This window comes from Bradyrhizobium sp. CB1717 (assembly GCF_029714325.1).
Taxonomy (GTDB): Bacteria; Pseudomonadota; Alphaproteobacteria; order Rhizobiales; family Xanthobacteraceae; genus Bradyrhizobium.
The window spans coordinates 4,572,341-4,591,319 of record NZ_CP121666.1; the positions used below are offsets into that span (position 1 = coordinate 4,572,341).

Here is an 18,979-nt window from a genome sequence, read left to right on the forward strand (position 1 = left end):
AAGATTCGCCTCTGTTCCGATCCGGCGAGCCGGTCCAACTTTCAAGAGGACCGACCGGTTTTGTGGATCACCTCGGCACCTTGTGGCGGTTGCGCATGAGCATGGCGGACTGCGTGCAAGGGGGCAAAGCAAAAGGAAAAGGCCATGACTAATCCAAAACCCCGGCCAACCATCGTCCACGGCGAAGCGCACGCCTATCCCGTGCTGCCGCTGCGCGACATCGTCGTCTTCCCGCACATGATCGTTCCGCTCTTCGTCGGTCGCGAGAAGTCGATCCGCGCGCTTGAAGAGGTGATGAAGAACGACGCGCTGATCATGCTCGCGACGCAGAAGAACGCGTCCGATGATGATCCGGCGCCCGACGCCATTTACGAGACCGGTACGCTTGCCAGCGTGCTCCAGCTCCTGAAGCTTCCCGACGGCACCGTGAAGGTGCTGGTCGAAGGGCTCGAGCGTGCGCGCGTGCAGAAGTACACCGATCGCGCCGATTACTACGAAGCCACCGCCGTGGCGCTCGCCGACACCGATGCGAAATCGGTCGAGGCGGAAGCCTTGGCGCGCTCGGTCGTGTCCGACTTCGAGAGCTATGTGAAGCTCAACAAGAAGATCTCGGCCGAGGTCGTCGGCGTCGTGCAGGCGATCACCGATTTTGCCAAGCTCGCCGACACCGTCGCCTCGCATCTCGCGGTCAAGATCGCGGACCGCCAGGGCATCCTGGAGACGCTGTCCGTCACCACGCGCCTCGAGAAGGTGCTGGGCCTGATGGAGAGCGAGATCTCGGTGCTGCAGGTCGAGAAGCGCATCCGCTCGCGCGTCAAGCGCCAGATGGAGAAGACCCAGCGCGAGTACTATCTCAACGAGCAGATGAAGGCGATCCAGAAGGAACTCGGCGACGACGACGGTCGTGACGAGCTCGCCGATCTCGAAGAGAAGATCGCCAAGACCAAGCTCTCCAAGGAAGCGCGCGAGAAGGCGCAGCACGAATTGAAGAAGCTGCGCCAGATGTCGCCGATGTCCGCGGAAGCGACCGTTGTGCGCAACTATCTGGATTGGCTGCTGTCGATTCCGTGGAACAAGAAGTCCAAGGTGAAGAAGGATCTGGAGGCCGCGCAGGCGGTTCTGGATGCCGATCATTACGGGCTGGAGAAGGTCAAGGACCGTATCGTCGAGTATCTCGCGGTGCAGTCGCGCGCCAACAAGCTGACCGGGCCGATTCTGTGCCTCGTCGGGCCTCCCGGCGTCGGCAAGACCTCGCTCGGCAAGTCGATCGCGAAGGCGACCGGGCGTGAGTTCGTGCGCGTGTCGCTCGGCGGCGTGCGCGACGAGGCCGAGATCCGCGGTCACCGCCGCACCTATATCGGCTCGATGCCCGGCAAGATCATCCAGTCGATGCGGAAGGCCAAGTCGTCCAATCCGCTGTTCCTGCTGGACGAGATCGACAAGATGGGCGCCGATTTCCGCGGCGATCCGTCCTCGGCGCTGCTCGAGGTCCTCGACCCCGAGCAGAACGGGACCTTCAACGACCACTATCTCGAGGTCGACTACGATCTGTCCAACGTGATGTTCATCACGACCGCGAATACGCTGAATATTCCGGGTCCCCTGATGGACCGCATGGAGATCATCCGGATCGCGGGCTACACCGAGAACGAGAAGGTCGAGATCTCGCGCAAGCACCTGATCCCGAACGCGGTGTCCAAGCACGGCCTGGACTCCAAGGAGTTCTCGATCGACGACGACGCGCTGCTGCTTCTGATCCGCCGCTACACCCGCGAAGCGGGCGTGCGCAACCTGGAGCGTGAGCTCTCCACACTCGCCCGCAAGGCGGTGAAGGAGCTGATGATCTCCAAGAAGAAGTCGGTCAAGGTCACCGAGAAGACTCTGGAAGAGCTGCTCGGCGTTCCGAAGTACCGCTTCGGCGAGATCGAGAGCGAGCCGCAGGTCGGCATCGTCACCGGCCTTGCCTGGACCGATGTCGGCGGCGAGCTGCTGACGATCGAAGGCGTCATGATGCCCGGCAAGGGCAAGATGACCGTCACGGGCAACCTGCGCGACGTGATGAAGGAATCGATCTCGGCGGCGGCATCCTACGTCCGCTCGCGGGCGATCAACTACGGCATCGAGCCGCCGATGTTCGACCGCCGCGACATCCACGTGCACGTGCCGGAAGGCGCGACGCCGAAGGACGGTCCGTCCGCGGGCGTGGCCATGGCCACCGCGATCATCTCGGTGATGACCGGCATCCCGGTCCGCCACGATGTCGCGATGACCGGCGAGATCACGCTGCGCGGCCGCGTGCTGCCGATCGGCGGTCTCAAGGAGAAGCTGCTGGCTGCGGCCCGCGGCGGCATCAAGACGGTGCTGATCCCCGAGGACAACGCCAAGGATCTCACGGAGATTTCCGATGCGATCAAGGGCGGCATGGAGATCATCCCGGTCTCGCGCCTTGACGACGTCGTCGCCAAGGCGCTGGTGAAGAAGCCGGTGCCGATCGTCTGGGAAGAGGACACCAAGGTGACGGTGAAGCCGGACGGCGATGAAGCCGCCGGCGGCCTGACCGCTCACTGATCTCAAGCGAAAGATGATAAAACGGCGCCTTCGGGCGCCGTTTTTGTTTCGGCGGCGGGAGAAGACGATGCAGATCGACGGGCAATGCCATTGCGGGAAGATCACCTTCGAGGCCGAGATCGACCCCGAGGCGGTCTCGGTGTGCCACTGCACCGATTGCCAGACGCTGACGGGATCACCGTTCCGGGTGACCGCCATCTGCACCAAGGCCGACGTGAAGCTCACTGCCGGCACGCCCAAGGTCTACGGCAAGCGCGGCGACAACGGCCGGATGCGTTTCCAGCACTTCTGCGCCGACTGCGGTTCCCCGCTGTTCACCAGCGGCGAGGGCGAGGAGGCCGACGATTGGGGCATCCGCTGGGGCAGCATCCGCCAGCGGGACAAATTGCGGCCGGTCCGGCAGATCTGGTGCCAGTCGGCGGCGGTGTGGATCGACGCCGTGCCGCTGCTGCCGGGGAGGCCGCAGGACTGATGTTCCGTACTTGCCCACCGGGGGCGGGTAAGGATAAAGAGGCGGCGAGGGCGGTTAGCTCAGCTGGTTAGAGCATCTCGTTTACACCGAGAGGGTCCGCGGTTCGAATCCGTGACCGCCCACCATCCTTCGCTCGCTTCTTGCCGTCCAGGTGCAGATTGATGGATATCGCCTGGGGCGCTTCGTAACGCGCCTAATCGCAGACTTCGCGCGTCCCCTCAGCCACCGTGATGCCTTGTCCGGACTTCCCATACCCGAGCCTGCATCCCGGTCTCACCGGGCGGCATCCCGCCGCGTTACAAACAACCTGACCGGTGGCTTGCGGCTTTGCCGGCGCCGATTCGACCTGCTTGCGCTGCTCGTCCCGCTGTTTGGAGCCCTCGCGCGTCGCGACCGGCTTCTTGTCCTGCACCTTCTCGCATTCATTGTCGTCATTGACGCGGTAGCCGGCGCGGCACGTGATCTTCACACAGGTGTCGCCGTCGGCCTTGAAGCCGTGGTCGCAGACCAGCGGGCAGACGCGGCCGGGCTTGGCCTTGATCGCGTCCAGCGCATCGAAGCTCGCGAGCTTGGCGTCGAATTTCGTGCCGGCGTACTTATTAAAGAGCGTCAGCGAGCGCTGCGATGACGCATTCCAGTCGCCGTCGGGAGCGGAGGTCAGGCAGCCGACGCGGCGGAGCTCCGACTGCACCAGCTTCGTCGTGTCCTGCGGCGACATCGAAGGCGGGGTCGAAGAGGGGGCTACGGTTGCGATCTTCTGCTCGGCGTTGGCGGCGGCTTGCTTTTCGGCCGCCTGCTTCGCGGCCAGCTCGGCGGCAGCCTTGTCGCTCGCGAGCTTCTCGGCCAGCGCCTTCTCCGCGGCGAGCTTGTCTGCCAGGGCCTTTGCCGCTGCAGCCTCGGCCTCCTTGCGGCGCTGCTCGGCAGCGGCCGCCTTGGCTTCCTCGATCTGCTTGGCCTTCTCGGCTGCAAGACGCTTGTCTTCCGCCGCCTTGGCTGCGGCTGCCGCCTTCTCCTGCTCGACCTTGTTGGCCCGCTCGGCGGCCAGGCGCGCCTTCTCTTCTTCCGCCTGCCGGGCCTTATCCGCCGTGGCCGCACGGGTTTCTTCGGCCGCGATCTTGTTCAACTGGCCCTTGGCGAGATCGGCATAGAAGCCGCTCGGAAAGCGGTTGAGGAAGGCGGTCCACCCGTCACGTGTCCCGAGCTGAAGTGCCAGTTCGTAGTCGCGCCGGACTTCGCTGTCGGGGTTGGCCTGGGGGCCGGCCACGATCGGCTTTGCCGCAACCAACGGGACGTCGTCACCGCCCAGCGAGCCGTAAACATAAGGCTCCTGCTTGTAGCCGGTGTTCTTGAGAACGTCGTCGCGGACGAAGCCGAACGCCTTGCGCAGGTCGAGCCCGGGCGTGGGGAGGCGTTCGACCAGCGCTGCCGCAAACGGGCTGTTTTTGGAATCGCCGTCGGAGGCGGTCGAGCCGGCCTTCGCCGCGAAGGCAATCATGGTGTTCGGGCTGGTCGGCTCGACCTTGGCGAGGCCGCGGCCGATGGCGCGCGCGGCCATGGTCCGCTTCATGGCTTTCGCGAACGGGTTGTCCCGGCAGGCATCCAGAATGACGAGCCGAAGCTGCTTGGCCGGCTCGACCGCGAACAGGGCGCGCTCCAGCGGCAGCGTTTCGTCGAGGACGTCGCTATCCGTCTCGAGGCTGGCATCTGTCGGGATCAGGTAATTGGTGCCGTCGAGCTCGATGCCATGGCCGGCATAGTAGACGACGGCGACATCGGCCTCACGCGTCCTGCCGCCGAAGTCGCGCAGCGCCCTGCGCATCTCCGCAGCGTTGAGGTCGAGCCTGATGTCGACCAGGTCGAACCCCGCCTTCTTCAGCATGCCGCCGACGAGCGAGGCGTCGTTCACGGGGTTGGCAAGCCTCGGCGCGCTCTTGTAGGCGGAATTGCCGATCACGAGCGCCACGCGCTTTTCCGCCTGCGCACTTCCGCAGCCAAGACAGAAGGCGGCCAATAAAAACAGAAAAATCCGAACTACGCCCATTGCAGCCCCAAATCGCAATGTGACCAGAGTAGTCGCAGAGTGCCATCAAGGCAAAAACCCCTGTGTGACGAACATCACAGGCGGCTGCACGGGGGGCGCCGAGCATCCCGACGTGATATCGCCGCTGTGCCGGTGTATGCGGTTTGGACCGCGGTGCGGGTATCGCGCGCGACGGGAACGACCGGGGACAGCATGCAACAGCCAAGCGGACACGAGCAGAACGCCGACCAGATCGCCTATTGGAACGGCCCCAGCGGCCAGCGCTGGGCCGATCGCCACGCCGTGCAGGAAAAGCTGCTCGGGCCGATTGCCGATGTGCTGATCGACCGCGCCAAACCGAAGCCGGGCGAGCGCGTGATCGACGTCGGCTGCGGCTCCGGTGCGACGACGGTGGCGTTCGCGAAGGCTGTCGCGCCGGATGGCTTTGCACTCGGGCTCGATGTGTCCGAGCCGATGCTGTCGCAGGCGCGGTCGCTCGCGCCAAAGGGCCTGCCGCTCGATTTCGTGCTGGCGGATGCGACGGTACATCCGTTCGAGCCGGCGAGCTTTGATCTCCTGGCCTCGCGCTTCGGCGTCATGTTCTTTGCCGATCCGGTCGCGTCCTTCGCCAATCTCCGCCGCGCGCTGAAGGCGTCGGGACGGCTCGCCTTCGTCTGCTGGCGCGAGCCGAAGGAAAATCCCTGGATGATGGCGCCGCTGATGGCGGTCTATAAGCATGTGCCGAAGATGCCTCCGGTCGGGCCCGAGGAGCCGGGCCCGTTTGCCTTTGCTTCGGAGGAGCGCGTGATGCGCATCCTGAATGGCGCGGGCTTCGTCGACGTCGCAATGGAGCCGCACAATCTGGCGATGGATATCGCGATCGGCGGCGGCCTCGACGCCGCGGTCGAGGGCTCGCTGCAGATCGGCCCGGCCAGCCGTGCGCTGCAGGGCCATCCGCCGGAGACCTATGAGGCCGCCAAAGCCTCGATTCGCGAGACGCTCGCGCCATTCCTGAAGGGACAGAGCGTGGCGCTGCAGGGGGCGATCTGGATCGTGACGGCGAAGGCGGGGTAGACGCAAAATCCTTCGCCCCATCTGCAGACGACGAAGCAAGTGCTCTCATGCCGCATGGTCGCTGCCGCGCAAGCATCCGGTAGCTCGCAGGTCGGATCGCGGGGGCGCGCGAGGGCAGGGACGTGATTGGCGAGCCGTGCGGCGTGCTGCCTCGACATCATGAGGCGTAGGATGCAAGGGAGATCTGGTCGGAGCCTGATTCAACCGGCAGGCGAACGGGTGCCGAACGCGCTTGAGAAACCCTGCTCTTGCTGCTAATCCCCAGCCGGAACAGAGTTTCGGGATCCATGGCTCAAGTCACTCGGCTGTCACAACCTGCGCCTGAGGACCGTCTCAAGACGGGGGCGGCGACGTATTCGAGCGGCATCGCCGATGCTCAGAACTACATGAACTGGGTCATCGAGCAATTCCGGCCGTATCTCAAGGGGCGGATCGTCGAAGTCGGGTTTGGGCATGGGCTCTACAGCAGGGTGCTCGGGGAACTCGGCGATTATTGCGGGGTGGACCACGACCGCGACAGCGTCGAGCAGGCCAGTCGGGCCATGCCGGACCGCAGCTTCGCCGTCTGCGACATTTTGGCTGCGGAACAGCTCCGCACGCTGTTCCCCAACGGCGTCGATGCGGTCTTCACGGTCAACGTGCTCGAGCACATCGAGGACGATGCCAAGGCGGTCGCCAATCTGGTCGACGTGCTCAAGCCGGGCGGGCATCTCCTCATCAGCGTTCCGGCCCTCATGCTGCTCTACAACGATCTGGATCGCCTTGCCGGACACTTCCGGCGCTACAGCACCACGCGCCTGCGCGATATCCTGGCGGGGCAGCCTGTCGAGCTGGTCCGGCTCAGCTATTTCAATCCCATCGGTGGGTTGGGATGGCTCGCCAACCGTCTGAAACGCCACGAGTCCTTGAACGACGACGCCGTGAATGGACAGATCGCGCTGTTCGACAAGTATATGGTTCCGTTGTCGCGGGCGCTTGATCCCCTGTCTCGGAGCTTTTTCGGGCAATCCGTCACCTGCATCGCACGGCGCGTATGATTTCAGTCGTCATTCCAGCGCTGAACGAGCGTAATGGCATCGTTGACACGATCGCACGGGCGAAAGCGGTTCTCGACGGAGCTCAACTCACTCCTTACGAAATCATCGTCGTCGACGACGGGTCGAACGACGGGACCGGTGCCTTGGCCGAGCAGGCCGGCGCAAAAGTCCTGAGGCACGCCCACAACATCGGCTACGGGCGCTCGCTCAAGGACGGCATTCGCATGGCGTCCTTTGAGACGATCGTCATCAGCGATGCCGATGGCTCCTATCCGATCGAGACCATACCTGCGCTGATCGCACGCCTCAATGAGGGGTTCGACATGGTCGTCGGCGCGCGAACCGGCCCGAATTACAGGGAGTCGATGCTGAAGTCGCCGCTTCGCGCGGTGCTCAAGGTGATCGTCGAGTTCACCGCCAATCGCGAGATCCCCGACATCAATTCCGGCCTTCGCGCCTTCCGGCGCCAGGTTGCCATTTCTTTTTTCGACCACGTCAGCGATCTCTTCAGCTTCACCACGTCGCTGACTCTCGCGTACATGATGAACGCGAAATTCGTCGATTACATTCCCATCGACTATGCCGAGCGGATCGGGCGGTCCAAGGTCAATCTCTTCCGCGATTCCCTTCGCACGCTGCAATACGTCCTCGAAGCCTGCACTTACTACAACCCGCTGAAGATCTTCGTGCTGCTGGCGATGATGTGCATGCTGCTCGCCGTGATTTCGCTGGTCGGCGGGATCATTCTCCAGGTCGTCAGCGGTTTCGTCCTCGGGGTCGGAGCCATCCTCCTCAGTATTCTCGTCGTGGCGATGGGGCTGCTGGCGGTGCTTCTGAAGCAGATCATGAACCAACGACCATGATCATTGATCACGCCAAAGCGCGATGTGCGGCATAGCCGGAATCTTCCACCGCGACGGCCGCGCGGCTGATCGCGGCACGGTCGCAGCGATGTCTGCGGCGTTGATTCATCGCGGGCCGGATGGTGACGGCTCCTGGCTGGATCAGTCCGTCGGCTTCGCCCATCGTCGGCTCGCCATCCGGGATCTGTCGGACGCCGGACACCAGCCGATGCTCGATGCGTCGGGCCGGATCGTCGTGACCTACAATGGCGAGATCTACAACGACGGCGAGCTGCGCCACGAGCTCGAGCGCTCCTTCGGCTTCCGGTTCCGCGGGCACTGCGATACGGAAATTCTCCCCTATGCCTATCTCGCCTGGGGAGAGGCGATGTTCGAACGGCTGGAGGGCTTTTTCGCCCTCGGCCTCTGGGACCGTCAGGAGCGTCGCCTGATCCTCGCGCGCGACGGCATCGGCATCAAGCCGCTCTATTACTTCGAGGACCGCAGCGATGTCGTATTCGCGAGCGAGGCCAAGGGAATCCTGGCGAGCCGGCGCGTGGCCGCGCATATCGATCCCGCTGCTTTACACACGTTCCTGGCCGCCGGGCACCCCGGGACGCGGCAGAGTCTTTTCCGCGACATCAGGCAAGTGCCGCCGGGCACGGTGATGAGCTTCACCGCCAGCGAACGGACCGAGCGCCGCTTCTGGCGTCCCGTTCGTGCGCCAACGATCGACCGGTTGGATGACGCGGTCGACCGTCTGCGGTCGACGATCCAGACGGTGGTCGAGAGCCAGATGGTGAGCGACGTGCCCCTCGGCGTGCTGCAGAGCGGAGGCGTCGACAGCTCGCTCGTCACGCTCACGCTGAAGCAACTCGGATTGAAGCCGCCGTTGTTCACGGCAGGCTTTACCGAGAAGAGCCATGATGAATCCGCCGCAGCAAAGGACATCGCCGCCGCCGCCGGCCTGTCGGTCAGCGTGATCGACGGGGAAGGGGGGGAGGATGCCGAGACGGCCCTCCGGGCGATCGTCCATCATTTCGACGGGCAGTGCGCGGATACGGGTGCTCTCGGCTTCTATCGTCTCGCCGGTGCAGTCCGCCAGCACTGCAGCGTCGTTCTGTCTGGCGATGGCGGCGACGAGTTTTTCGCCGGATATGAGACCTATGCCGCAACCGCGATGGCGGAGCCCTTGCGCCGCGTCGTGCCGCGCGGCGTTGCGGGCATGACCGGCCGGCTTGCCTATGCCGCCGTCCGCGGCAATGAGCGACGTCTTCCGGCGGCGGCGCAACTGGCCCGTTTTGCGCTGGGTCTCAGCGAGGAGGGCGACAGCCCGCATTTGCAATGGCGGCGGCTGGTCCCTGGATTTGTTGCCGCGAAGATCTACGCATCCGAGATGGCCGATGTCGCAGCGGCCGACCCGTTCGCGGAATATGCGGAATATTACGCGGAGCCGCACGACAAGGTGCTGGATCGGGCGCTGATCGCCGACCAGCGTTTTCACCTGCAAAGCGTGCTCACGAAGGTTGATGCGATGAGCATGGCGCATTCGCTCGAGGTGCGCGTTCCGATCCTTGACCGGCGGGTCATGGACCTCGCGGGCACGATCGATGTCGCCCTTCTCAACCCGTGGCCGAAAGGAGCTCCGAAATACGTGCTCCGCACGCTGGCCGAGCGCCTGGGAATGCCGAGGGAGGCCGCGTGGTCGCGCAAGCGCGGGTTCAACGTGCCCATCGCGCAGCTGATGAGGCGGGGTGGTCTGCAAGGGATCTGCGATCGCGTCTTCAACAAGGAGCCGGACGTTTTCGCGCCTTATCTCAAGCCGGATGCGATCCGGACGCTGTGGAGCGACCATCTGGAGCGACGCAGCGACAACGCCTTCGCACTATGGCCCATTCTGACGTTGGGGATATGGCTGATGGGGCTCGCGGCCCCCCGGCCGCGTTGAGCGAGCTGGACGCGCGCATGCCGGACCTGAAGGGACAGACGATCAGCGATTTCGGAGAGCAGTGGACTGCTTTCCGCGATAACCCCGGCTATTACGGGTCGGCGGATCTGCTCGCCGATCTGTTCGGTCCGCTGCTGACGCTCGACGATGTGAAGGGCGCGAGGGTCGCCGATATCGGGAGCGGCACCGGACGTATCGTCAACATGCTGCTCGATGCGGGCGCCGATCGCGTCGTTGCGGTCGAACCATCGGCTGCATTCGATGTCCTGAAGGCGAACACCACCGCCAACGCGGACCGCATCGAATACCTCCAGGTGCCCGGCGATCAACTGCCGTCCGGTCTTGGGCTCGACTACGTCGTCTCGATGGGCGTGTTGCACCACATCCCCGTGCCGGAGCCCGTCGTCCGCGCCGCGTTCGCAGCGCTGCGGCCGGGCGGACGCTGCATCGTGTGGCTCTACGGCGTTGAAGGGAACGAGACCTATTTGTCGATCGCAATCCCGCTGCGCAAGCTCACGGTGCGGATGCCGCACCGGATGCTCGTGGCGCTGTCGCATCTGCTGGAGCTTGCCCTGACGGCCTATATCTGGCTCTGCCGGATTCTTCCGCTTCCGATGCGCAGCTACATGCGTTCCGTCCTGGCGAAATTTCCGCGCTCGGTTCGCCGCCTGACCATCTACGATCAGCTCAATCCCGCCTACGCGAAATACTATACGCGCGCCGAGGCCGAGGCGTTGTTGTCGGATGCGGGATTTGCGGATGTTCAACTCTATCACCGGCATGGCTATAGCTGGACGGTGTCCGGCACGCGCCCGGCGGCGTCGCCCGGTCAATCCGCGACTGAGAATATCAAGGGTGGGCATTGAAGATGAACGGAGCACGCGCCGGGCACGCCGGAGTTTTGCCCGCATGGCCAGGCTGGGTGAGTTCTGTCGCGTGGTTCTGGATCTGGGTCGGCGCGATCGGCGCCGTCTTGATGGTTCACCTCGCTTTCCTGGTGACCTGGCCTGATCATTTCATCCACGAGGACGGCGGCGCCTACGTCATTCAGGCGGAATCGATCCTGAACGGGCAATATATCGACGATGTGATCAAGCGGCCGTACGGCGTGGCCGTCTTCTTCGTGTTGCTTTCGAAGCTGTTCGGCCCGCATATCCTGGTCTTCGTCGTCGCCCAGCACTTGGCCAGCGTCGGCACTGCACTCCTCATCGCCGCGACCGTGCGCATGGCCGGCGCGCCGCGCTTCTTCGCGCTTTTGGCCTTTTTCTTCGCGGCGCTGCATGGCCGCATCATCCACTATGACAACACGGTTGGCGCCGAGACGATTACCAACTTCCTGGTCGGGCTTGCGGCCTTCATTGTCGCTGGAGCCGTCTTCAGGAAATGGCCGGTATTCCTCGCTTCGGCGGCAGTGGGGCTGACGCTCGGGGCGCTGATGCTTTGCCGGTCGGCGGCGATCGGTCAGGCCGCCGTCATTCTGCTGTGGCTGCTCTTGATGCTGGATGCGGGAGTCTTGCGCCGGTTGGGTGCCGTTGTGCTGGCGACCGTCCTTGCTTCCGCGGTCTATCTCACCCCTGCGGCGATCAACGCAGTGACTGGAAAGACTGCCGTAGGCAGCGAGAGCATTGCTGTGATGGCCTTCGTGGTCGGCTATTCCGGCGATTTCGATCACGGCGTTCATCTCGACCGGAAGGCGCAGGCGCGGCCGTTCGTCGAACAGATGCGGGCTGCGGACACTCCGAGCGGATGGGCCGACGGCGGTGAGTATCAATGGCCCTTCGGTGCGGTGGGGCGGTTGAGGATGCCCGGTGACACCGACGCGGACCTCGGGAAGGTCGTGCGCGATATCTTCATCGAAACACTGACGACGCCATCAACGCTCTATCGACACCTCACGAAGCACTTCCTGCGGGAAATGTATTTCCTGTTGTTCGACGGGAACGCGGTGGCGCGACAGACCCCCAATCCGCAGGCCTACGAGTTTTTCGTCAAGCGGGATGCTTCTCCGTTCTTCGAAAGTCCGACCGGGCTCAAGCCCGGACAACTGGTTCAGGACTACTATAAACCCTGGTGGCCGCTGTCGCGGCTTCTGCCGGGTGCCGATGCGGTTCAGCTCAGGCTGAGCCAGCTTCTGGGGCACGGCTACGCGCCGAATTCGCAGTTGGTCAAGTTCTGCTGCGGGTTGAAGGTCTCGACGGAATACGACGACCGTCCCGGACCGATCGTTTGGCTGTCACTGGCGACACTCCTTCTCGCTCTCATCCTTCTGGTCGGCGTTCCCGCGGGCTATGCGGGGGTCGTCCGGCAGCTTCCCCGCGGCCTTGTTGCGGTCGGCACATTGATGGTCCTGCTTGCGCTGGTCAGCGCCGCATTCCCCACCTTCCTCATCTACGGGCTCAATCGCTACGCGTATTACACCATTCCTTTCCTCGGCGGCGCGAGCGCCGTCCTGGTCTGGTTGCTTTTCGATCGGATCGTCGCCTATCGCGGCCGCTCGAAGCCGAGCACTCGCGTGACGGCGACGTAGGCGCCTCACACCACATCGTCCGGCGCCAGCGCGCAGCCATTGTCGGGATGCGTCTCGACCTGAAGCGTGGTGTGCCCGATGCGGAAGGATGCCTTCAGCACCTGCGCGGTCTCCATCAGGAACGCATCGCCGGCGCCATCTGGCATGACGAGGTGACACGTCAACGCCGTCTCGGTAGTCGAGATCGGCCAGACGTGGAGGTCGTGGATGGCGGAGACGCCGGGCCGCTCCAGCAGGAAGAGCTTGATCGCGGCAAGGTCCGTGCCCTTGGGTGCTGCCGCCATCGACATGTCGATCGATCCGCGCAAGAGGCTGGTCGTGCTCCAGAGGATGGTGGCGCAGATGACGAGGCTGGTGACGGGATCGAGCCAGAGCCAGCCGGTCCAGATGATCAGCGCCGCCGAGACCACGACGCCGAGCGAGACGGCGGCATCCGCCGCCATATGCAGATACGCGCCTTCGATGTTGATGTCGTCCTTGCGCCCGCGCGCGAACAGCATGGCGGTAAAGCCGTTGATGAGGATGCCGATGCCGGCCACCACCATCACGGTGACGCCCGCGACCGGCTCCGGCTGGCGCAGGCGCAGGATCGCCTCCCAGCCGATGGCGCCGGTCGCGACCAGCAGGAACACGGCATTGGCGAGCGCCGCCAGGATGGTGGAGGCGCGCAGGCCATAGGTGAAGCGGCCGCTCGGCGCGCGCTTTGCCGCAATCGATGCGCCCCAGGCCACGACCAGGCCCAGCACGTCGGAAAGATTGTGGCCGGCATCCGCGAGCAGGGCGGTGGAGTTGCCGATATAGCCATAGACCGCCTCGGCCACGACCAGCGCGGTATTGAGGGTGATGCCGATCGCGAACGCCCTGCCGAAGCTGGCGGGCGCATGGACATGTGCGTGGCCAAGACCATGATCGTGGTCGTCGTGACCATGGCCGCGATCATGCGAATGGCCGGCATGGTCATGATGGTGATGGTCGTGGTTGCCCAAACCTAGCGCTCTCCGGAAGCCGCCAAATCAGGCGCCATTCTAGGCGTTTCGTGCGCCCCGTCACGCCGGAACAGTACGTAGAGCGCCGGCAGCACCAGCAGCGTCAGCACGGTCGAGGAGATGATGCCGCCGATCACGACGGTTGCGAGCGGCCGCTGCACCTCGGCGCCGGCGCCAGTGGCGAGCGCCATCGGCACGAAACCAAGCGAGGCGACGAGGGCCGTCATCAGCACCGGGCGAAGGCGCGTCAGCGCGCCCTCGCGCACCGCCTCCGCAATGGGCCGCCCCTCGCTGCGCAGCCGCTCGATGAAGGCGATGATGACGAGGCCGTTGAGCACGGCGACGCCCGAGAGCGCAATGAAGCCGACGCCGGCGCTGATCGACAGCGGAATCCCGCGCAGCAGCAGCGCCGCGACACCGCCGGTCAGCGCCAGCGGCACGCCCGAGAACACCAGCGCCGCATCGGCCGCCGATCCCATGCCCATGAACAGCAGCAAAAACACCAGCAGCAGCGCCACCGGCACCACGATGGTCAGCCGCTTGGTGGCGGAGACCAGCTGCTCGAACTGTCCGCCCCAGCCGATCCAGTAGCCCGGCGGCAGCTTGACCTTCTCGGCGACGGCGGCCTGCGTCTCGGCGACGAAGGAACGCAAATCGCGCCCGCGAACGTTTGCCATCACCACGACGCGGCGCTTGCCGTTCTCGCGGCTGATCTGGTTGGGACCCGGCGCGATCTCGATCGCCGCGACGGAGGAAAGCGGCACGTACCGCGGCGTCGTCCCTGAGGTCCCCGGCCAGGCGGTTTTCGTGACGGAAGCGACGTCCTCGCCCGGCGGCAGCGGGATCGGCAGCGACTTGATCCTGTCGGGGTCGGCACGCAGGTTTTCCGGCAGCCGCACCACGATGTCGAAGCGCCTGTCGCCCTCGAACAGCTTGCCGACCGGCTTGCCGCCGATGGCGATCTCGACGAGGTTCTGCACCTCGCTGAGGCTGAGGCCATAGCGCGACAGCGCCTGGCGGTCGAGCTTGACGGTGAGGATCGGCAGGCCAGCGATCTGCTCGGTCTTGACGTCGGCGGCACCCTCGATGCCGCGCACGACGCCGTTGACCTGCTGGGCGATGCCGGCGAGCACGTCGAGATCATCGCCAAAGATCTTGACGCCGACGTCGCTGCGAATGCCGGCGATGAGCTCGTTGAAGCGCATCTGGATCGGCTGGGTCATGCCATAGGCTGTGCCGGGCAGGGTGTTGGCGGCGCGTTCAACCTCCTCGATCACCTCGTTCTTCGGCTTGGCGGGATCGGGCCATTCCTCGCGCGGCTTCAGCGTGACATAGGTGTCGGCGACATTCGGCGGCATCGGGTCGTTCGCGATCTCGGCGGTGCCGACCTTGGAGAAGATGGTCGCGACCTCCGGCACCTGCTTCACCGCCTTCTCCAGCCGCAGCTGCATGTCCATGCTCTGGGTCAGGCTGGTGCCGGGAATCCGGATGGTCTCGATGGTGATGTCGCCTTCGTCGAGACTCGGAATGAATTCGCCGCCCATGCGCGTCGCAGCGAAGATGCTGCCGGCGACAATCAGCACGGCGCCGAACGCGACGCTGCCGCGATAGCGGATCGCGCGGTCGAGCAGCGGCACATAGAGCCGCTTGGCGGCCCGCATGAACACGTTTTCCTTCTCCGAGACCTTGCCGGTGACGAAGATCGCAACCGCAGCCGGCACGAAGGTGACGGACAGCAGCGCCGCGCCGGCGAGCGCCATCAGCACGGTCAGCGCCATCGGCGTGAACATCTTGCCTTCGGTCCCGGTCAGGGTGAGGACCGGAAGATAGACCACGGCGATGATCAGCGTGCCGAACAGGCTCGGCTTGATCACCTCGCTGGCACCAGTGCGGATGGTCTGGAGCCGTTCATCCAGCGTCAGCAGCCGGCCGCGCCGGTGCTGTTCGGCGGCGAGCAGCCGCAGGCAGTTTTCGACGATGATGACCGCGCCATCGACGATGATGCCGAAATCGATCGCACCCAGACTCATCAGATTGGCGCTAACCTTGCTCTCGACCATGCCCGTGATCGTGAACAGCATGGAGAGCGGGATGACGCAGGCCGTGATCAGGGCGGCGCGGATGTTGCCGAGGATCAGGAACAGCACCGCGATCACCAGCGCCGCACCCTCAATGAGGTTCTTCTCGACGGTCTGGATGGTGGCTTCCACCAGATGCGTGCGGTCGTAGACGGCGCGGGCGACGACGCCGTCGGGGAGCGATTTCGCGATCTCGGCGAGCCTCGCCTTCACGCGCTGGGCCACGGTCCGGCTGTTCTCGCCGATCAGCAGCATTGCGGTGCCGAGCACCGTCTCCGTGCCGTTGGCCGAGGCCGCGCCACTGCGTAGGTCCTGGCCTTCCTGGACCTCGGCGACGTCGCGGATGCGCACCGGCACGCCGCCGCGCGAGCCGATCACGATGTCCCTGATGTCCTCGATATTGGCGACCTGGCCGGGCGCGCGGACGAGATATTGCTCGCCGTTGCGCTCGATATAGCCGGCGCCGACATTGGCATTGTTGGCGGCCAGCGCGGTCATGATGTCGCGGAAGCCGAGCTTGTAGGCCATCAGCCGGCCCGGGATCGGCAGCACGTGGAACTGCCGCTCATAGCCGCCGATCGAGTTGACCTCGACCACGCCGGGAATGGTGCGCAGCTGCGGCTTGATGATCCAGTCCTGGATGGTGCGCAGCTCCGTCGGCGTGAACTCGGCGCCCGTGGGTGACTTCGCGCCCACCTTGGCCTCGACCGAGTAGACATAGATCTCGCCGAGCCCGGTCGAGATCGGCCCCATCGCGACCTCGGTGCCGGCAGGCAATTGGTCCTTGGCCTGCTGGATGCGCTCGTTGACGAGCTGCCGGGCGAAATAGATGTCGGTGCCATCCTGGAATACGACGGTGACCTGGCTCAGGCCGTAGCGCGAGATCGAGCGGGTGTAGTCGAGTTTTGGCAAACCGCCCATCGCGGTCTCGAGCGGGAAAGTGATGCGCTGCTCGGCTTCGAGCGGCGACAGGCCGGGCGCGCGGGTGTTGATCTGGACCTGGACGTTGGTCACGTCGGGGACGGCGTCGATCGGCAGGCGCGTGAAATTCCAGGCACCGAGGGCGCCGGCAGCGAGGGCGAGCAGCACCACGAGCCAGCGCTGGCGAACCGAGAAGGCGAGGAGGGCGTCAATCATGGTCGGTGTCCCCCTTGCCCATCTCCGCCTTGACCACAAAGCTGTTCTCGGCGACGTAGCGCTCGCCGGCCGAGAGGCCAGCGCGGATCTCGACGAATCTCGGGTCGGAGTCGCCAAGCTCGACGGGCCGCGCCTCGATCTTGTCGCCGTCCTCGCGGACGAACACGATGGTCTTGTTCTCCAGCGTCTGGATCGCGCTTCGCCGCACGGCGACCGCGACATTGCGCGCGGCGAGGATCAGCCGCGCCGTGACGAACAGGCCGGGGCGCAGGCGGCCCTCGGGGTTGGGCAGCACCACGCGCGCGAGCGCGGTCTGGGTCTCGCTCGAGCCGATCGGCGCCATGTAGGAGATCGTGCCCTTGATCTCGCCGCGGCCGTCGTCGGGATCGATCAGCACCTCGTCGTTGATGTGGACGCGCTTCAGGTCCTGCCGGTAGATCGACAGATCGACCCAGATGCTGGAGAGGTCGGCGACGACGAACGCCGGCTTCTGCTCGGAGGCGTATTCGCCGAGCGAGATCTGCCGCTCGATGACGGTGCCGGCGATCGGCGCCTTCAGCTCGTAGACGGTGAGGCTCTGGTTGCTCTCGATGGCGGCCAGCAGGTCATCCTTGGCGACCTTGTCGCCGATCCGCTTCTGGATCGATTTTGCAATTCCGGGAAAACGCGGCGTGACCTGAACGACTGCCTCCTGGTTGGCGCGCAGGATGCCGTTGAAGGACAGCGTGTCGGTCAGCGTCGCGCCCGCGGCTTCCGCCAAGGTCACGCCGGCGGCAGCCAGCTTGACGTCGGAGATGCGGATGCGGTCGGCGCCGTGCTCGTCCTGCTCGACATGGTCGTTCGGTTTCTTCGGTTCGGAATGCTCGGCATGTTCCGTCGAGGCAACCTTGGCCGGCACGAGCATGGAATAGCCGTAGGCGCCGAGGGCGGCCGCAATGACGGCAACGAGGATGGTGGAGGATGTCTTCATCGCGCGCTCTCCCGGGCCAGCGCAAACGGATTGCCGACGAGGCCTTCGATGGTGGCAACGCCGGCATGGAAATTCTGCTGCGCTTCCTGCTCGCGCAGCCGCGCCTGGGTGACGCTCGCCTGAGCGTCGAGCACCTCGAGCAGGGTGAAGCGGCCCTGGCCATAGCCTTGCGAGATCGCCTCGGACGCTTCAACGGCCTTGGGGATCGCGGTCTCGCGCAGCACCGCGAGCTCGCGCAGCGAACCCTGCAGCGAGTCATAGGCGCGGCCGGCGATCACGATCAGCGTGTTGCGGTTGGCCTCGCGCTCGGCTTTGGTCTTGGCGAGGCTCTCCTGCGCCGAGAGGATGTTACCCTGGTTCTGATCGAACACGGGGATCGGCACCGAGACGGTGAGGCGCACCGCGTCGTCATTGCTCTCGTTGAAGTGACGCCAGCCGGCGGCGATCCGCACGTCGGGATAAGGTCTGAGCCGCGCCATCAGCAGCTCGGCATTGCGCTGGGCAAAGACGGCGGTCCAGCGCACCAGTTGCGGATTGGCGTCGATGGCGGCGACGACCGACTGGAAGTTGGGCGGGCGCCCGGTGGTGTCGAGCCGGCCGGAGACCTCGCCGAATTTCGCCCCGGGATCGCCCATCAGCACCGCAAGCTCGCGCCGGGCGCTCGCCAGCGTCGCCTTGAGGCGCTCGCGGTCGGCCTTCACCAGCGCGGAGGCGACCTCGGCGCGGCCGGTCTCGGCCGGAGAGGAGGCGCCGGCCTCGACGCGGCGGCGGAGCAGCGGCGTCAACTGGTCGATCGCGGCAATCTGCTCGTCGAGGATCTGGATCCGGCGCTGCGCACCGAGCACGCTGAGGAAGGCGATCGCGGTCTCCGACAGAACCTCCAGCCTGACCGCCTTGCGCTGGATCGCGGCGACCTCGATGCCGGCCTGTCCGGCGGCGATCCTGGCGTCGCGCTTGCCGAACAGCTCGAGGGCCTGGCTGATCTGGAGCGTGGTCTCGGCCGATCTGGTGCCGCGATAGATGCCGGAGCCGAACGAATTGTCCTGCTCGTACGACAGTTCCGGATTGAGCAGCGCGCCGGCCTGGATGCGCTGGCCGGTGGCGATGCCGACATCGCGTTCCGCCGCCGTCAGGCGCGGGCTTGCGGCCAGCGCGCGCGAGAGCGCCGCGCGCATGGTCAGCGTCTGGGCGTGTGACGTCAGCGCCAGGGGCGGGCTGATGAGAATAGCCAGCGCGCACGCGATGCGCGCGGCCGTTCGTCTGCGAAACATGAAAAAGACCCGTGAAGAGAACCGATGGGCGCGCGCGGCGCCCGGCTGA

The 18,979-nt window shown here is 65.3% G+C and carries 13 protein-coding genes and 1 tRNA gene; 9 read left to right on the forward strand and 5 right to left on the reverse strand.

Features of this window, described 5'->3' with window-relative positions; translation table 11 throughout:
- Nucleotides 1-144: 144 nt before the first annotated feature.
- The 3 genes from lon to QA649_RS21810 all read left to right on the forward strand — a co-directional run bounded on the left by lon (nt 145) and on the right by QA649_RS21810 (nt 3,165).
- Nucleotides 145-2,568: an endopeptidase La gene (lon, locus tag QA649_RS21800; protein ID WP_212335959.1), complete on the forward strand. Its 2,424-nt coding sequence runs from the start codon at nt 145-147 to the stop codon at nt 2,566-2,568.
- A gap of 67 nt (nt 2,569-2,635) precedes the next feature.
- On the forward strand, nt 2,636-3,040 hold the full coding sequence (locus QA649_RS21805) for a GFA family protein (RefSeq protein ID WP_283025946.1): 405 nt from the start codon (nt 2,636-2,638) through the stop codon (nt 3,038-3,040).
- 48 nt (nt 3,041-3,088) lie between these two features.
- Nucleotides 3,089-3,165: transfer RNA gene (locus QA649_RS21810), tRNA-Val, on the forward strand.
- A gap of 68 nt (nt 3,166-3,233) precedes the next feature.
- Here the strand turns inward: QA649_RS21810 and QA649_RS21815 are convergent.
- The gene (locus QA649_RS21815; RefSeq protein ID WP_283025947.1) at nt 3,234-5,081 is read right to left on the reverse strand and encodes a caspase family protein; all 1,848 of its coding nucleotides are present in this window, start codon (nt 5,079-5,081) and stop codon (nt 3,234-3,236) included.
- Between the two features lie 192 nt (nt 5,082-5,273).
- Here QA649_RS21815 and QA649_RS21820 point away from each other — a divergent pair, with 192 nt between their 5' ends.
- From QA649_RS21820 to QA649_RS21845, 6 genes are all read left to right on the forward strand, one after another.
- The gene (locus tag QA649_RS21820) at nt 5,274-6,134 is read left to right on the forward strand and encodes a methyltransferase domain-containing protein (protein WP_283025948.1); all 861 of its coding nucleotides are present in this window, start codon (nt 5,274-5,276) and stop codon (nt 6,132-6,134) included.
- 386 nt (nt 6,135-6,520) lie between these two features.
- Nucleotides 6,521-7,171 (forward strand): class I SAM-dependent methyltransferase, encoded by a 651-nt coding sequence (locus tag QA649_RS21825; RefSeq protein WP_018642415.1) that lies wholly within the window; start codon nt 6,521-6,523, stop codon nt 7,169-7,171.
- Entirely contained in the window at nt 7,168-8,034 is an 867-nt protein-coding gene (locus tag QA649_RS21830) for a glycosyltransferase family 2 protein (protein WP_283025949.1), read from the forward strand. Before QA649_RS21825 ends, QA649_RS21830 begins: the two co-directional genes overlap by 4 nt.
- Before the next feature lie 22 nt (nt 8,035-8,056).
- On the forward strand, nt 8,057-9,961 hold the full coding sequence (gene asnB / locus QA649_RS21835) for an asparagine synthase (glutamine-hydrolyzing) (RefSeq protein ID WP_283025950.1): 1,905 nt from the start codon (nt 8,057-8,059) through the stop codon (nt 9,959-9,961).
- Nucleotides 9,962-9,978: 17 nt separating this feature from the next.
- Nucleotides 9,979-10,827, forward strand: a complete 849-nt coding sequence (locus QA649_RS21840; RefSeq protein ID WP_283025951.1) for a class I SAM-dependent methyltransferase — start codon at nt 9,979-9,981, stop codon at nt 10,825-10,827.
- A gap of 2 nt (nt 10,828-10,829) precedes the next feature.
- The gene (locus QA649_RS21845; protein WP_283025952.1) at nt 10,830-12,488 is read left to right on the forward strand and encodes a hypothetical protein; all 1,659 of its coding nucleotides are present in this window, start codon (nt 10,830-10,832) and stop codon (nt 12,486-12,488) included.
- Between the two features lie 5 nt (nt 12,489-12,493).
- Here QA649_RS21845 and QA649_RS21850 read toward each other — a convergent pair whose 3' ends face one another.
- From QA649_RS21850 to ihpA, 4 genes are read right to left on the reverse strand one after another with little or no spacing between them, the layout of a single operon-like run.
- Nucleotides 12,494-13,474 carry a cation diffusion facilitator family transporter gene (locus QA649_RS21850; RefSeq protein WP_283025953.1) on the reverse strand — a complete coding sequence of 327 codons (981 nt, stop codon included), beginning with the start codon at nt 13,472-13,474 and terminating at the stop codon, nt 12,494-12,496.
- Nucleotides 13,475-13,476: 2 nt separating this feature from the next.
- Nucleotides 13,477-16,689, reverse strand: a complete 3,213-nt coding sequence (gene ihpC, locus QA649_RS21855; RefSeq protein ID WP_283025954.1) for a divalent metal ion exporter subunit IhpC — start codon at nt 16,687-16,689, stop codon at nt 13,477-13,479.
- Nucleotides 16,682-17,659: a divalent metal ion exporter adaptor subunit IhpB gene (ihpB, locus tag QA649_RS21860; protein WP_283025955.1), complete on the reverse strand. Its 978-nt coding sequence runs from the start codon at nt 17,657-17,659 to the stop codon at nt 16,682-16,684. The genes ihpC and ihpB overlap by 8 nt, the downstream gene beginning before the upstream one ends.
- A complete protein-coding gene (gene ihpA, locus QA649_RS21865) occupies nt 17,656-18,930 on the reverse strand; it encodes a divalent metal ion exporter subunit IhpA (protein ID WP_283025956.1) in 1,275 nt (424 codons plus the stop codon). The genes ihpB and ihpA overlap by 4 nt, the downstream gene beginning before the upstream one ends.
- Nucleotides 18,931-18,979: the final 49 nt, after the last annotated feature.